This window comes from Marinicellulosiphila megalodicopiae, from assembly GCF_045862395.1.
In the GTDB taxonomy this organism is placed as follows: Bacteria; Pseudomonadota; Gammaproteobacteria; order Pseudomonadales; family Natronospirillaceae; genus Marinicellulosiphila; species Marinicellulosiphila megalodicopiae.
Genome location: NZ_AP023087.1, coordinates 885,262 through 901,577, shown reverse-complemented (window position 1 = coordinate 901,577; position 16,316 = coordinate 885,262). Strand labels below are relative to the sequence as shown.

Genomic DNA, 16,316 nt, shown 5'->3' with positions numbered 1-16,316 from the left:
AATTTACACCTTGATTACACTTTTCGCAATCTTAACGCATTTAAAACCACAATAATCGAGCTTAATGACATACCTATTGCAGCCATCCACGGAGTCACCAACCCCATAAATGCCAAAGGAACGGCCAAAATATTATAAATTAGTGCCCATAATACATTTTGTTTAATAATTTTATTGGCTTTTTTACTTAATAAAATTGCATCTACTAATACAGACAGATCATCTCGAATGAGCACACTATCTGCTTGTTGCTTAGCCAAATCAGCACCTTGTGACATAGCAACACTAACACTGGCACCTGCCAAAACTGCAGCATCGTTGACACCATCACCAATCATCAAACATGGATCTTTTTGCGCCACTACCCAATTTAATTTTTGCTGTGCATTTAATGGATTATGAAAATCTGAAATATCTAATTGATTGGCAACAACATTAACCTGAGAAGAAGGATCGCCACTTAAAATATGTAAGCTGACACTAGGTAATAGACGCTTTTGTTTTTCTACAAATAAATAAGCACTGGAATCAATTTGATCATTTAAATGAAACTGGGCGATTACATTGTTATTTTCAGTCAAATACAACACTTGATGATCGACCAAATTCTGCCCCACTTCTTCAATATTGCAAAATTGCGCATGACCAATTTTATACTGTTTACCTTTAATCATTCCCTGCAAACCTTTTGAAGGCTGATTTTCGAAATCACTTATTTGCAATGATTGAATTAAAAATTGATTAAATGCCATCGCGATCGGGTGAGATGATTTCAATTGTAAATTTGCTGCAATATTCAAACATTCTTGTTGATTAAGCTCAGCATATATTTGAGTATTGATTATTTGATATTCACCCTTTGTTAGTGTCCCTGTTTTATCAAATACGATTTTTTTAACCTTACTTAATTTTTCAAAGGCATTGGCTCGGGTCACTAACAACCCCATTTTACTTAGCGTAGTTACTGCCTGAGTTATGGCGACAGGTGTAGCTAAACTCAATGCACATGGACAGGTAACTACCAACACACTCAGCGCAATCCAAAATGCATTTTCTGGCGAAAAAAACATCCAAAATACGTAAGCACTTAACGACAAACACAAAACCGTTAACACGAAATAAGAAGCACCTGAATCTGCTAAACTGGCTAATTTTGTTTTCTCACTCATTGCCCGCTCTAACAGTTTACTCATTTGATTAATTGAACTTCCATCACCAATTTGAGTAACCTGGACCTCTAATTGCTCTGTCACATTAATGCATCCTGCTAATACTAAATCACCAGGGGTTTTCTCAATTGTCTTAAACTCTCCATTAATTGCTGATGCATTAATTTCGCTTATACCTGAGATAACCACGCCATCACAGGGAACTACTTCGCCGATTGCACATATAATTTGATCGCCTATTTTAAGCGCATTGACATTGATCACGTCACCATTGGATAACTTACAAACCTGAGGCACTAAAGAGGCTAACTGATTTCCTTGGCTTCCTTGATTCAATCTTGTTCTAAATTCTAAATAACGACCTAGTAATAAAAAGAAAGTAAACATACACAATGATTCAAAATATACCTCACCCACTTGCAAGAGTGTTGCTTTTACACTTGCAATAAAAGCTAAACCAATTGCAATGGCAACAGGAGTATCCATTGTTAAGTGTCTTTGTTTTAAATCTCTAAAAGTGTTTTTAAAAAAGCCAGAGGCACAATAAAAAACTACAGGCAACGCCAAAAATAAACTAGCGTAGCGCATTAACAATTCAAATTGCTCACTGATATTGCCAGAATATAATGCGACTGCATTCATCATTGATTGCATACTCGCAATTGCAGAAATGGCCAACTTAATTAGGTAACTTTTTGCTTGTTTGTTTTGTATGGCTTCATGTTTATCCGCTTGATAAGGCGATAAAGTAAACCCAATTTCTTGGCAAATTTGCATAATGCGACTAAGAGCAATTTTTGATTGATTCCATTTCAAACTTAAACGTGACTGACTTAAATTCACATAACAAAATTCGATGGCGTTTTCTTGCTTCAGCCTTTGTTCTATCAACCAAACACAGGCAGCGCAACTGATTCCCTCGATTGTAAATTTCGCTTCACAGCATTCATCATTACTTTTTAACGCAATGCTTTCTAACATAGCTTGGCTGTCATAAATTTCATAACGCGTTTTTTTTAATGAAGTTTTATTTTGAGAAGGTTTTTTATATTGGTAAAATTGATTCAAACCCGAATCACTAATACTTAATGCAACAGCCTGACAACCGTAACAACAGAAATATTGTTTCGTATCATTAATTTTTGCAGATATATTTTGATTTGTATTAGGTAATTGACAGTGAAAACATAATGACTGTGCCATTATGCTTTCCTATTGAATAACCAAAAATGGAGTAAATGCAACGGGGGCAGTCAATGGCCAAGCAGATTTTGCTTGAATCAACCAAGATGAATCACCGGGGTCAACTAACTGCATAACACGCTCTGACAAAACCATGTGATCGGTATCTAGGTTTGCAATAAATTTATCTTTTTCTAAATTTAACGTTATTTTTATATCTTTAGATTTTGATACTGGGGAATAAATAGTCAACAATAAATGCTTTGGTAAGTTTTCAATTCTTCCATTTAAATTTATTTCAATTTTATTATCTGTTTGAATTAATTGAGCAATTAAATTTAATGATTGCGCCATTTTTTCTTTTTCAACTGATGGTGTTACATCAAACCCATCTTTTTCGAATTTATTAATTGATCCCCCATCATAAGCAATAATTGAATACACAAGCATACTTGTGCCTACGACAATGGTTGTCATAAGCGGCGCCATTATTAACCAAAACCAAGGTTGTTTATATGCAGGGCCGCTATTAAAGTCATCATCGTGCTTTTGATTTGTCATTAAGGATTCCAGTTTGTCATAAATGTTGTTACTTCAGATTCGATTATTTGATTGTCTTGCAATACTTGTAATTCTAAATCATAACTATATGCATCGATTTTATCTAAAGGCATAAGTAATTTAACATCCACTTTTTTACTTTCTAATGCACTCAATGACCAAGTTGGATCAATATCAAAAGTAATATTCACATTTCCCACAACATTAATTGAGTAAATTTGCGAAGTTTGCGTGGTATTAGTTAATTTAAATTCATATGAATTTGTAATTTGCCCCTCTGAAACATTGTATAACTTACCCCGCTCTCGAGTCACTTCAATATCCACATTACTTCTATTAGATATTGACCACACCATCGCACCACTCATAAACACAAGTAACGCTGCATAAAAAATCACACGCGGTCGAAATAACTTAAACGCCTTTCCTTCCTGCGCGTTTTCACTTGTGTATTTAACTAGTCCCCGATCATAACCCATTTGATCCATAACAGAGTCACAAGCATCGACACAAGCAGCACAACCAATACACTCAATTTGCAATCCGTCTCGAATATCAATACCCGTTGGACAAACATGAACACATAAATCGCAATCTATGCAATCACCCAATCCTAAATCTTTAGGATCCGCATCTTTTCTTCGCGAACCTCTTTTCTCACCACGCTTAGTATCATATGCGATCACAAGAGTATCTTTATCAAACATAACCGATTGAAAACGAGAATATGGACACATATAAATACACACTTGCTCACGCAACCAACCCGCATTACCGTATGTAGCTAAGGTAAAAAAACCGACCCAAAAATATTCCCAGTAATGCGCTGTGCCCATAAACAAATCTGGGACTAGCTCTCTTATTGGTGAAAAATACCCAACAAATGTCACCCCAGTTGCAAAACCAACCATCAGCCATAAAACATGCTTAGTGAACCTTCTTGCGATTTTGTTTAAGCTATTTGCTTGCTTATCCATTTTAATTCGAGCATTTCGTTTGCCCTCACACTTTTCTTCGATGTACATAAACACCCAAGTAAACACAGACTGAGGACAGGTATAACCACACCAAACCCTCCCTGCTACGGCTGTTATAAAAAACAAACCAAAGGCACAAATAATTAATGCACAAGCCAAATAAATTAAATCTTTAGGTGCAAAAGTCATCCAAAAAATACTAAATTCACGTTTTGGTAAATCCCAAAGCACTGCTTGAGTACCATTGTAATTTAACCAAACAAATCCAAAAAATAGAGCAAACAAAAATATCCCACCAAATAAACGTAGGTTTCTAAACAACCCTTTTATTCGACGGATATGAATTTTCTCACTGGCAACGTATAAATCGTACTCACCATTTTGATCTTCTGTGACATTTTTGATTTGAATTTTATTGCTCATACACCCTCAGCGATAATTTTTTGTAAGGAAGTAAAAAAGACGATGCCAGCGACTGCTGGCATCAAATAGATCGTTTATTTTAAACTTTCACTATATATATAGGCTGCGGCTAAATGCGCTTTCTTTTCACCTATGATATTTTTCCATGCAGGCATTTGAGAATTACGACCAAACTTTACAGTAAAGTTAATATCTTCACGTAACTGCAAATTTGGATTGTTAAATAACCAGATATCATCAGTTAAATTAGCTGACCCAAAATCAATGCTCCCCTTACCATCCATTCCGTGACAAATCGCACAATTTGATTTAAACAATTCTTGACCTTTTTCAGCCAATTCTAAATCTGCGATCTGATCATTCTCGGACAACGTTAAAACATATTCTGTCACTTGTTTTATCTGTTCATTGGATAAAATATCTTTCTGAGCAGGCATAACCCCTCGGCGACCATTTTGAATCGTTTTTTCAATCTGTTCAGCACTTGAACCATGCAGCCAATCATCATCTGTTAAGTTTGGAAAACCATAAGCACTTTGCCCTGTTTTATCCACACCATGACAAATCACACAGTTATTTCTGAAGATTTGTTCACCCATTGCAAGTGCTCGCTCATTTTCAGCCAACTGCTCTGGCGCAGTATTTTCATCTGAAATAAACTCATCTAGCGACATTTTAAAATACTTATCAAAAACAGGACCAAATTCCGCATCATATTCTGCTTGCTCTTCTTGAAGCTGACTTGCAGAAGACCAGCTAGTTAATCCAGAAAAGCTTGCATAACCGTAATAAGCGAAATACCCCAAACCGTAAATGATTGTTCCGTAAAACAAGTACAACCACCATTTAGGTAATGGGTTGTTATATTCTTCAATACCATCAAACACATGACCGGTTGTTTTATTCGGCTCGCCATCGCCTTTCATTTTACGGGTAAAATGAAGCAAGATGACCAAACCAACTAGAACAATCAGTGTTAATCCAAAGATCCACACATTCCAAAATAAAGGTATATTGTTATTCATTGTTTTTATGTTCCTCTGTACTTGAGTCTTTAGGGGCATCATCAGCAAACGGCAACATAGCAGCTTCATCAAATGCTTTTTTATTGCGTTTACTAAACGCCCAATAACAAACAGCAGCAAACCCGAGTATTGCTAATATGGTTGCGATGCCTCGTAATGTATTAATGTCCACTGGTGCCCCTTAACTCGAACTGATTATTTATTCGCTTCATCTTTTTGACGAGTTTGAATAACTTGTGTTTTACGATAGGCCTGACCTAAATTTTGCAAATATGCAATCAAAGCGGTCATTTCAGACTTACCTTCAACGGCTTCTTTTGCACCTTTCATGTCTTCTTCAGTATATGGAACACCTACTCGCGTTAATGCCTTCATTTTTGCAGCTGTACTTTTGCCATCTAATTTTGCATCCAATAAGAAAGCGAAGGCTGGCATATTTGATTTAGGCACAACTGATCTTGGATCAATCAAATGTTTACGATGCCATTCATCAGAATATTCACGCGTACCTACACGATGTAAATCAGGTCCGGTACGTTTTGAGCCCCATAAAAACGGATGATCGTAAATGTATTCACCGGCTTGTGAAGGCGCACCAAAACGCTCAACTTCAGCACGTAGTGGGCGAACCATTTGCGTATGACAGACATGGCAGCCTTCGCGGATATAAATATCACGACCTTCTAACTGCAATGCTGTATACGGCTCTAACCCTTCAATCGGATCACTTGTTTCATCTAAGCCGAATAAAGGAACAATCTCAACTAGGCCACCGAAACTAATTGCGACCACTACTAATATTGCCATTAGTCCGACGTTTTTTTCAATTTGTGAATGATTCATAACGCCCCCTTAAGCTGTTTTTGATTCTAAAGAATCGGATTGTTGTTCTTTTTTGGCATCTTGCATAGTCATCCAAACGTTATATAGCATGATCAACATACCCGTTAAGAAAATAGCACCACCAATGGCGCGCATGATGTAACCAAACTTACTATTCTCAACACTCTCAACAAATTCATACTTTAATGTGCCGTAATCATCAAATGCTCGCCAGAAGAAACCTTGCATCAAACCATTGATCCACATGGCTACGATGTACAAAACTGTTCCAGTTGTTGCTAACCAGAAGTGAACATTAATTAACATCGTTGAGTGCATTTGCTTAGCACCCCAAATAACAGGAACCATATGATAAGTTGCGCCAATTGTGATCATAGCAACCCAGCCTAATGCACCTGCATGTACGTGACCAATTGTCCAATCTGTATTATGTGATAACGCGTTAACCGTTTTAATAGCCATCATTGGGCCTTCAAAGGTAGACATACCATAGAAAGCTAAGGATAAAACTAAGAATCGTAAGATAGGGTCAGTACGAAGTTTATGCCAAGCACCTGATAACGTCATCATACCGTTGATCATGCCGCCCCAAGAAGGCGCTAATAATATTAACGACATAACCATACCGGCGGTTTGCGCCCAATCTGGCAATGAAGAATAATGAAGGTGATGTCCACCAGCCCACATATAAATACTGATCAAAGCCCAAAAATGAACAATGGATAAACGGTACGAGAATACAGGACGGTTAGCTTGCTTAGGTACAAAGTAATACATCATCCCCAAGAAACCTGCAGTTAAGAAGAATCCTACTGCGTTATGACCATACCACCACTGAATCATCGCATCGCGAGTACCCGAGTAAGCTGAATAAGATTTAAAGAGTGTGACCGGTGTAAATGCACTATTCACAACATGCAACACTGCAATTGTGATGATAAATGCTAAATAAAACCAGTTAGCCACATAAATATGTGATGATTTACGACGCATAATGGTGCCGATAAATACAGCTAAATAAGAAACCCAAACCAGCGTGATCAATATATCAATTGGCCATTCTAATTCAGCGTATTCTTTAGCAGAGGTGTACCCCAATGATAAAGTAATGACCGCTAATACGATCACTGCTTGCCAACCCCAGAACGTAAATTTCACCAACCCTTCAAAAGCCAAGCGCGCTTGACAGGTACGTTGTACAACGTAATAAGAAGTGGCGAATAGCGCCGAGCCACCAAATGCAAATATTACTGCATTGGTATGAATAGGTCGAAGACGACCAAAGTGAAGTTGATCAAAAATTAAAGTGAATTCAGGAAATATAAGCTGAGAAGCGATAACCACGCCAACCAACATACCAATAATTCCCCAAACAACCGTCATGAAAGCAAATTGGCGCACAACTTTATAGTTGTAAGTCAATTGATCAGGACTGCTTGTATTATTCATAGTTGCATCCAGTTTTAGTTAATAATAATGGGTTAGAAAAAATCGGCGCAAGTATGCTTAAAACATCGTTTCATTGCAATGTTCACCCTAAAAAAAACCAACTTTTTAAAGTGGACAAAGAATTAATCTAAGCAAATCATTTAATTCAATAGCGCATTCATTCTTTGGAAGGATAGCTTTATATTAAATTTTTACAATTTTTTACTAAAATCGCTACCGCACTTTTCTTTTATGTATTATCACAGATCACTATATTGAATTCGTTACCCTTTCAGAGGTACTCCTCCAACATTACAACTTACAACCTCAATTCCTTTTAATTTTTCGATATTCCATGATTTCACAGCCAAATCCAGCACATCTTTAACATTAACAGCATCTTCCACACTTATTCCCAACAAACTAAGTGCCAATTTCAACTCACGTTCAACACTTTTTGCATTAACCCCAACAGGCACCGCCATATTCTGTTTACTTAATTTTTGACCATTAGCTTGAATCACAACGGGAATATGCGCATAACTTGGCTGATTAAATCCAAGCATCTTTTGTAAATGAATATGATTAAACGTCGAATCCATCAAATCTATTCCCCTTACGACATCCGTCACACCCGCTAAATAATCATCCACAACTACCGCTAAATGATATGACCAAAGATTGTCTTTTCGTTTAATAACAAAATCTTCACTTGCTTGCTCAGTTTGCAAAGATTGAATGCGATCATTAAATTCAACCAGCGCACCTGCTACATTCAACCTGACTGACGTCGGCTTTGATGGCTCAATCGACTTTTCAAAACAAGTTCCTGCGTACAACCCTGAACCAATCATTTTTCTTGAGCATTCACAGCGATATGTGTTTTGCGCCAACTCAGCCAGATACGCTTCGTATTTGTCATTTTGCTTAGACTGATACACAACTGAGTCATCCCAATTTAATCCAAAGCGCTCCAAACATTTTAATATTGAGTCAGATGCACCAGCAACCTCTCTTGGCGGGTCAATGTCATCAATGCGCACCAACCACTTACCTTGATTAGCTTTTGCGTCAAGATAGCTTGCAAGTGCAGCCACAAGCGAGCCCATATGCAAATAACCGGTTGGTGTCGGGGCAAATCTGCCTATGTATTTTGTTTGAGTGGCCAACTGTGTTTTCAACCTTTAACTGTTAGAATGTTCGATTTTCACAGTTTACAGGTTTTGAATAATGGTAGCACTGGCAAACAGACTAAATGATATCGCCCCATTTTACGTGATGGACATTTTATCAAAGGCAAAAGCACTAGAAGCAAAAGGCGAGGACATCATTCATTTGGAGGTGGGTGAGCCCGATTTTCCTGATTTACCAGAGGTGGCACAAGCAGGCGCCAACGCAATTTTAGCTGGCAACACCAAATACACAGCCTCTGCTGGCCTAATAGAATTAAGAGAAAAACTGAGTCAGTATTACCAATCAGAATTCAACACCACCATTAATCCGAACCGTATCTTTATTACACCTGGTGCATCGTCAGGCTTGATGCTGGCACTAAGCTTAATTCTTGATACATCCGACACCATGGTAATTACGGAACCGGGCTATCCATGCAATCAACATTTTATTGATTTATTAGGCGCCAAGCATGCAGCCATTCCCATTGATGCACGTCAAAATTTCAAAGTAACCCAATCACTTATCGAGCAATATTGGACAGCTGCAAACAAAGGTTTATTAATTGCCAGCCCTGCAAATCCTACTGGCGCAGTGCTTGATGACGAAGAGATTCATTTATTAACTAATCATGCAAACAAAATTAAAAGCCAATTAATTGTTGATGAAATCTATCAAGGCCTAACTCACAACAACAGCAACTCAACTGCATTAAGTGTGAGCGACCAAACCATTGTCATTAACAGTTTTTCAAAATTTTTCTCAATGACTGGTTGGCGCATTGGCTGGATTGTCGTGCCTGAACACATGATTGAAGCTGCGGATAAACTTGCACAAAACTTATATTTATCAGCACCTACTCCCGCTCAATACGCAGCTATTCGCGCACTTGACGATGATTGTATTCAACAGTTCAAACAACGCGCCAAACAATTTACCCAGCGCCGAGATTATTTATTACCTGAATTAAAAAAACTAGGCTTTAAAATAGAGCAACCCTGCGATGGTGCATTTTATATTTATGCAGATGCCAGTGCATTTACAAAAGACAGCATGCAATTTTGCCAAGATTTACTTGAGCACACTGGTGTCGCTATAACTCCTGGCAAAGATTTTCGCGGTTTTCAGTCTAATCAAATGGTGAGAATTGCCTATACATCAGAAATTGCTCGCTTAAAACAAGCTATTGAACGTATTTCCATCTATCTAAAAGGCTTAATATCATGAACTTCCCAACGTTATTATCTGGTCGTTTAATTAAACGCTACAAACGTTTTTTTGCCGACATTCTTTTAGATGACGGCAGTACGATCATTACTCACTGCCCCAATACAGGCTCAATGAAAGGATTATTACAAGAAAACTCAAAGGTATGGTATTCAACAAGCGACAACCCAAAAAGAAAACTAAAATTCACCTGGGAGTTAATTGAAGTAGATCATCAACATCTTGCCTGCATTCAAACTAACCGCGCTAATGCCATTATTAAAGAAGGCATTGAAAACGGTGTAATTCAAGAGTTATCTGGCTACGAAAACATATTAACAGAACAGAAGTACGGCGAAGAAAAGAGCCGTATCGATATATTAATGTGCAACCACCCAACCGAGCCAAACGCATACATTGAAGTAAAAAACGTCACACTGCTTGAGGACTCACAAGGCTACTTTCCTGACTCAGTCACTACTCGCGGACACAAACATCTGCGCGAACTCATTCTTATGAAACAACAGGGCTTTAGAGCCGTGCTTTTATTTCATGTTGCACACCAAGGTATTCATCAAGTTGAAGCAGCAAAACACATAGATCCCACCTACCACGAACTACTTTATGAAGCACACAAAAAAGGCGTTGAAATTCTTGCTTATAAAAGCAACATTTCACCCGATCAGATCTTTTTAGACAAACAAGTCCACGTCATTATTTAATGCCCAAAGCGCTCAAAATATAAACACTTGCATCTATATACGCATACTGTAAAATACGCGCTCCTTTTTTTACCTATCTTTTTCGCTTTTTTTGAAGAGATAGACTAAATTTAGGCATTCATTTTACCGCAGCATAATCACTTAAACGCCCAGTCGTAGATTTTGTTGCATAACTCAGGTTGACCCGTATGGATTGGGATACGGCAGTGCTCACACCGTTGAGCCGTTAATCACATTATTAGGTATTAAAATAATGAGCGAGAATTTTGCTGAATTATTTGAAGAAAGTTTAAAAACCACTGACATGCAACAGGGTTCAATTGTTACAGGTGTTGTTGTTGATATCGACAACGACTGGGTAACAATTCACGCAGGTCTTAAATCTGAAGGCATCGTGCCACGCGCGCAATTCCTAAACGATAAAGGCGAGATCGAAGTTGCAATTGGTGATGAAGTTAAAGTATCACTAGAAGCAGTTGAAGACGGATTTGGTGCTACCAAATTATCTCGTGAAAAAGCGAAACGTGCTGAATCTTGGTTAGAGCTTGAGCGTGTATTCACCGCTGAAGAAGTTGTGATCGGTGTGATTAACGGTAAAGTTAAAGGCGGTTTCACTGTTGAAGTTAACGCAATCCGCGCGTTCCTTCCTGGTTCATTAGTAGATGTACGCCCAGTACGTGAAACTACTCACCTAGAAGGCAAAGAGTTAGAATTTAAAGTAATCAAACTTGATCAAAAACGTAACAACGTTGTTGTATCTCGTCGTGCAGTTCTTGAGCAAGCTAACTCAGTTGAACGTGACGAATTACTTTCTAACCTTCAAGAAGGTCAAGAAGTTAAAGGTATCGTTAAGAACCTTACAGACTACGGTGCTTTCGTTGATCTTGGTGGTGTTGATGGTTTATTACATATCACTGATATGGCTTGGAAACGCATCAAGCACCCAAGCGAAATCGTTGCAGTTGGCGATGAGATAGACGTTAAAGTTCTTAAGTTTGATCGCGAGCGTAATCGTGTATCACTAGGTCTTAAGCAATTAGGCGAAGATCCTTGGATAGACATCAAAGCTCGTTACCCAGAAGACAAGCACGTTGTTGCTAAAGTGACTAACTTAACAGACTACGGTTGTTTCGCAGAGTTAGAAACTGGTGTTGAAGGTTTAGTTCACGTTTCAGAAATGGATTGGACTAACAAAAACATCCACCCTTCTAAAGTGGTACAAGTTGGTGATGAAATCAGCGTTATGGTACTTGATATTGACGAAGAACGTCGTCGTATCTCTTTAGGTATCAAACAAACTCAAACTAACCCATGGGAAGATTTCTCTGGTAAGTATGAGAAGAATGATAAAGTGTCAGGTAAGATCAAATCGATCACTGATTTCGGTATCTTCTTAGGTCTTGAAGGCGGCATCGACGGTTTAGTTCACCTGTCTGATATCAGCTGGAACGAATCTGGTGAAGAAGCAGTTCGTCGTTATAAGAAAGGTGATGAGCTAGAAACAACTATCTTATCTATCGATTCTGAACGTGAACGTATTTCTTTAGGTATCAAGCAATTAGACTCTGATCCGTTTGCAGAATTCGCTTCTGAAAACGACAAAGGCGCAATTGTTAAAGGTATCGTTAAAGAAGTTGACGCGAAAGGCGCAATCATCACTTTAGCTGAAGAAGTAGAAGCTGTATTAAAAGCTTCTGAAATCAGCCAAGATAAAGTTGAAGATGCTCGTAACGTTCTTAAAGAAGGCGACGAAGTTGAAGCTAAAATCATCAACGTTGACCGTAAAAACCGTGTAATTGGTTTATCTATCAAGTCGAAAGATGTTGATGATGAGAAATCAGCGGTTAAAGAATTACGCGAAAAACAAGCTGAAGCTGAAGGCCCAACTACAATTGGTGACCTAATCAAGCAACAAATGGACAATAAATAAATTTTATTGATTCATACAAAAAGCCGAGATTGATTCTCGGCTTTTTTTTGCCTGTCATTAATCAAACCATTAATATTCCATATTTAAAAAAGGCCTTTAAAAATAAGGACTTGCGTTTGACTGTCTTGTGATTTAGTCTTAGAATAAATCTGTTCAAAAAACAACCTATAGCATTACATTCAAATGTCATAATTACATGACAAACTGAAAAAGGTTACAGGAGAGTATAATGACAAAATCAGAATTAATAGAACGAATAATTGAAAAACAAGATCAACTTTCTGTTAAAGACATCGAACATGCGATTAAAATCATGCTTGATGCAATGAGCGAAACCCTAGCCGACGGTGATCGCATTGAGATTCGCGGATTTGGTAGTTTTTCTCTGCATTATAGAAACGCTAGAACTGGGCGCAACCCAAAAACAGGCGAATCTGTTATTTTAGATGGGAAGTTTGTACCACATTTTAAACCAGGTAAAGAACTTAGGGATTGCGTTAACGCCAGTATTGATCAATAATTCGCACCATGATTAAACTATTTAAATTACTAAAATTCTGGCTAATCCTTTTATGTTTCACTGCTATTGGCATTGCGATAGGGTTTAGCAGCGAAAATACCCAACCCATCAATTTATCTTTTTTAGATTTTAAAAGCCCTGAAGCCCCACTTTTTGTATGGCTACTCATTGCATTTATTTTTGGCGTTACTCTAACGTTAATTGTACTCAGCCCTTTATTTCTTCGAAAAAAACGCACTCCTCCCAAAAAATAGTTTTTAGTCTACACTCAATTTACATATAACTTTAAAGACTAAAACACGCTCATGAATAGCATAATCACTATTTGCATCGTTGTTATTTTTGCAGGGATGTTCATTGCAATGTTAGTTGCACAAGGAAAACATCGCACAAAACTGGCCAGGCAAGCAAAAATTGCAGAATTAACTACGCAAATCAAACGCTTGCAAAACACACTTCGCACGTTGCCAGGGAAATATTGGACTGTTGAATTACGAGACTTTGTTTTTCAATCTTTAATTACAGCGTATCGTCAATGCATCGAAATACACCCAAGTCAAAAAGAATACCTTCAAAGCGATATGCAACTAATCATCAATCAAAGACAACAATTCAAAAATAATCCCCAGTCACAAAGCTCAGAAGTCGAACCCTCAAAGGTCAATGTTTATAGAAGCGCCTTAAAATCCCTTCACTCCTACACCCAAGACAGCTATACATTAAAACGCATTCCAAATTCAATGGCCGAAAGTCTGATTGAACAAATCGAAGTAATGATGCTTGAAGCCATTTATGATTTTTATATTCATAACGCCAAACAAAACTTGGAAGCTGAAAAATATCGTGAAGCACATAACCAAAGCCAAAAAGCCATCGAGGCGATCAGTAAAAGCAAACACCGAGATCAATTCAAACAACACAGCATCGAATTAAATAATTTCATATCTGATATTCAAACCACTTGGCGCGAATACACCGCAGAACGCAATCAAGCCTCACTCGCCAACAACAGCCTTTCTCAGTCACTTGACTCCTTAGAAGACGACCAAGATACTTGGCAACAAAAACAAGATTATGATTAATCTTGTTTTTTAAAATCAATACTTGCAGAGTTAATACAATAACGCAAACCTGTAGGTTGTGGCCCATCTGGAAATACATGCCCCAAGTGAGCATCACAATGAGCACAAACAACCTCATCTCGAATCATTCCATGAGACGTATCTCTGATTTTTTTAATTGCATCACCATCAATACCCTCATAAAAACTCGGCCACCCACAACCCGCATCAAATTTCGTACTTGATTCAAATAATAGTGAACCACAGCAGATACAACTATACTGACCATCATCGGTGAAGTTATTAAATTCACCTGTAAACGGACGCTCAGTAGATTTATTTTGAGTCACTTCCCATGCAATTGAACTTAATTTCTCTTTTAACAGCGCTTTATCCACGATTTTCTCCAAATTGGTTTTCGAGTTTTCGATTAAAGAGTATGATAGCGTACTTTTACTAAACGGCCTTAAGGTGCAATCATGAACGAATTAAAAAAATCCAACAAGTTAGCAAATGTATGTTACGACATTCGTGGACCTGTATTGGATGCCGCCAAGCGTCTTGAAGACGAAGGCCATCGTATCATGAAATTAAATGTGGGTTCACCTGCTCATTTTGGCCTAAATGCACCTGATGAAATTGTCACAGATGTGATTAAAAATCTGCAAAATTCCGAAGGATACTGTGAATCTAAAGGCCTGTATTCTGCAAGAAAAGCCGTTATGCAAGAATTTCAAAAGAAAGAAGTAGAAGGTGTCACCATTGAAGATATTTATCTTGGAAATGGTGTGAGCGAATTAATTAGCCTAACCACTATGGCACTTTTAAATAATGAAGATGAAATATTAATTCCAATGCCAGATTACCCGCTTTGGACGGCTTCAGTAAACTTAGCAGGCGGTAAAGCAGTACATTATTTATGCGATGAGGAAAATCTATGGTATCCATGCATTGATGATATTCGCAAAAAAATAACAGATCGTACTCGCGCTATTGTTATCATCAACCCAAATAATCCAACAGGCGCTCTGTATGATGACGAAACATTATTACAGATCATTGAATTAGCGCGTGAATATGGCCTAATTATTTTAGCCGACGAAATTTACGATAAAATTTTATATGATGGTGTAAAACACACCCCAATCGCAAGTTTATGTGAAGATGTATTTATCATTACATATGGCGGTTTATCAAAAAATTACCGCTTGGCTGGATATCGCTCAGGTTGGATGGTAATAAGCGGCCCTAAAAAACACGCAAAAGATTTTATAGCTGGCCTTAATATTTTATCGTCAATGCGTTTATGTGCAAACGTTCCAGCACAGCATGCAATTCAAACCGCACTTGGCGGTCGCCAATCCATTGAAGATTTAGTTATGCCTACAGGTCGTCTTTGTATTCAAAGAGACATTGCATGGTCAGAATTAAATAAAATAGATGGCATCAGCTGCGTCAAACCAAAAGGCGCGCTTTATATGTTTGTCAAAATGGATCGAGAGAAATTCAATATTCAAGACGATGAAAAAATGGTATTGGATTTATTGGTTCAAGAAAAAGTACTGTTGGTTCACGGTAAAGGGTTTAATTGGCCGTCACCGGATCATTTTCGATTAGTATTTTTACAATCTCCAGATGAACTAACCATTACCATGACACGCATTGCTAGATTTTTTGAGAAGTATCGCCAGTAATGTTTGATATTCATATATGCGATTTTTACCACGACTTAAGCCGGATCTTTGTGCAATTGCACGCGACGTTCCCTCGTGAAGATACCCTATGGCTAGATGATATATGTACAGAAGATGAAACAGACGAATATGGCATGCACTCAAAAAGGTACATGTCATGTTTTGGCACTGTTTTATTTTTAGAAAAAGAAGGATTTATTCGTTACAGCACACAAGATGGATTTAATGGATTCAACCACTGCGTATTAACATTAAAAGGATTTCAAAACTTAAATAAGTTTACTGAAGACGGTCAAACCACTGCAATCACTGATATTCGCAAAGCCATCAGATCAGGTTCTTCTGATACTATCGAGCAAGCCGTTAAACCAGTTTTAGATATCGCGACAACAAAATAACAAA

General features: G+C 37.8%; 17 protein-coding genes. 8 read left to right on the top strand and 9 right to left on the bottom strand.

Annotated features, from left to right (window positions below):
- Positions 1–14: 14 nt before the first annotated feature.
- The 8 genes from TYM08_RS03765 to gluQRS form a co-directional block, all read right to left on the bottom strand.
- Entirely contained in the window at positions 15–2,372 is a 2,358-nt protein-coding gene (locus tag TYM08_RS03765) for a heavy metal translocating P-type ATPase (protein ID WP_422381637.1), read from the bottom strand.
- A 9-nt stretch (positions 2,373–2,381) separates the two neighbouring features.
- On the bottom strand, positions 2,382–2,912 hold the full coding sequence (locus TYM08_RS03760; RefSeq protein ID WP_422381636.1) for a FixH family protein: 531 nt from the start codon (positions 2,910–2,912) through the stop codon (positions 2,382–2,384).
- Complete coding sequence (gene ccoG / locus TYM08_RS03755; RefSeq protein ID WP_422381635.1) at positions 2,912–4,312, bottom strand: cytochrome c oxidase accessory protein CcoG; 1,401 nt, start codon at positions 4,310–4,312, stop codon at positions 2,912–2,914. Before ccoG ends, TYM08_RS03760 begins: the two co-directional genes overlap by 1 nt.
- Before the next feature lie 74 nt (positions 4,313–4,386).
- Positions 4,387–5,337, bottom strand: a complete 951-nt coding sequence (gene ccoP / locus TYM08_RS03750) for a cytochrome-c oxidase, cbb3-type subunit III (protein WP_422381634.1) — start codon at positions 5,335–5,337, stop codon at positions 4,387–4,389.
- Positions 5,330–5,509, bottom strand: coding sequence for a cbb3-type cytochrome oxidase subunit 3 (locus tag TYM08_RS03745; RefSeq protein WP_422381633.1), 180 nt, complete (start codon positions 5,507–5,509; stop codon positions 5,330–5,332). Before TYM08_RS03745 ends, ccoP begins: the two co-directional genes overlap by 8 nt.
- A 23-nt stretch (positions 5,510–5,532) precedes the next feature.
- Positions 5,533–6,180, bottom strand: coding sequence for a cytochrome-c oxidase, cbb3-type subunit II (ccoO, locus tag TYM08_RS03740; protein ID WP_422381632.1), 648 nt, complete (start codon positions 6,178–6,180; stop codon positions 5,533–5,535).
- A 9-nt stretch (positions 6,181–6,189) separates the two neighbouring features.
- A complete protein-coding gene (gene ccoN / locus TYM08_RS03735) occupies positions 6,190–7,629 on the bottom strand; it encodes a cytochrome-c oxidase, cbb3-type subunit I (RefSeq protein ID WP_422381631.1) in 1,440 nt (479 codons plus the stop codon).
- A gap of 263 nt (positions 7,630–7,892) precedes the next feature.
- Entirely contained in the window at positions 7,893–8,777 is an 885-nt protein-coding gene (gluQRS, locus tag TYM08_RS03730) for a tRNA glutamyl-Q(34) synthetase GluQRS (RefSeq protein ID WP_422381630.1), read from the bottom strand.
- A gap of 61 nt (positions 8,778–8,838) precedes the next feature.
- Between gluQRS and TYM08_RS03725 the strand changes: the two genes are divergently transcribed.
- From TYM08_RS03725 to TYM08_RS03700, 6 genes are all read left to right on the top strand, one after another.
- On the top strand, positions 8,839–10,008 hold the full coding sequence (locus TYM08_RS03725; RefSeq protein WP_422381629.1) for an aminotransferase class I/II-fold pyridoxal phosphate-dependent enzyme: 1,170 nt from the start codon (positions 8,839–8,841) through the stop codon (positions 10,006–10,008).
- Positions 10,005–10,709: a DNA/RNA nuclease SfsA gene (gene sfsA / locus TYM08_RS03720; RefSeq protein WP_422381628.1), complete on the top strand. Its 705-nt coding sequence runs from the start codon at positions 10,005–10,007 to the stop codon at positions 10,707–10,709. The genes TYM08_RS03725 and sfsA overlap by 4 nt, the downstream gene beginning before the upstream one ends.
- A 253-nt stretch (positions 10,710–10,962) precedes the next feature.
- Positions 10,963–12,639 (top strand): 30S ribosomal protein S1, encoded by a 1,677-nt coding sequence (rpsA, locus tag TYM08_RS03715; RefSeq protein ID WP_422381627.1) that lies wholly within the window; start codon positions 10,963–10,965, stop codon positions 12,637–12,639.
- Positions 12,640–12,868: 229 nt separating this feature from the next.
- On the top strand, positions 12,869–13,159 hold the full coding sequence (gene ihfB, locus TYM08_RS03710; protein WP_422381626.1) for an integration host factor subunit beta: 291 nt from the start codon (positions 12,869–12,871) through the stop codon (positions 13,157–13,159).
- Between the two features lie 8 nt (positions 13,160–13,167).
- Entirely contained in the window at positions 13,168–13,413 is a 246-nt protein-coding gene (locus TYM08_RS03705; RefSeq protein ID WP_422381625.1) for a LapA family protein, read from the top strand.
- A 51-nt stretch (positions 13,414–13,464) separates the two neighbouring features.
- Positions 13,465–14,241, top strand: coding sequence for a hypothetical protein (locus tag TYM08_RS03700; RefSeq protein ID WP_422381624.1), 777 nt, complete (start codon positions 13,465–13,467; stop codon positions 14,239–14,241).
- On the opposite strand, the gene msrB is transcribed toward TYM08_RS03700, so the two are convergent.
- Complete coding sequence (gene msrB / locus TYM08_RS03695; RefSeq protein ID WP_422381623.1) at positions 14,238–14,618, bottom strand: peptide-methionine (R)-S-oxide reductase MsrB; 381 nt, start codon at positions 14,616–14,618, stop codon at positions 14,238–14,240. The genes TYM08_RS03700 and msrB overlap by 4 nt on opposite strands.
- An 81-nt stretch (positions 14,619–14,699) precedes the next feature.
- Here msrB and TYM08_RS03690 point away from each other — a divergent pair, with 81 nt between their 5' ends.
- Positions 14,700–15,914, top strand: a complete 1,215-nt coding sequence (locus TYM08_RS03690; protein ID WP_422381622.1) for a pyridoxal phosphate-dependent aminotransferase — start codon at positions 14,700–14,702, stop codon at positions 15,912–15,914.
- 50 nt (positions 15,915–15,964) lie between these two features.
- The gene (locus TYM08_RS03685) at positions 15,965–16,312 is read left to right on the top strand and encodes a hypothetical protein (protein ID WP_422381621.1); all 348 of its coding nucleotides are present in this window, start codon (positions 15,965–15,967) and stop codon (positions 16,310–16,312) included.
- Positions 16,313–16,316: the final 4 nt, after the last annotated feature.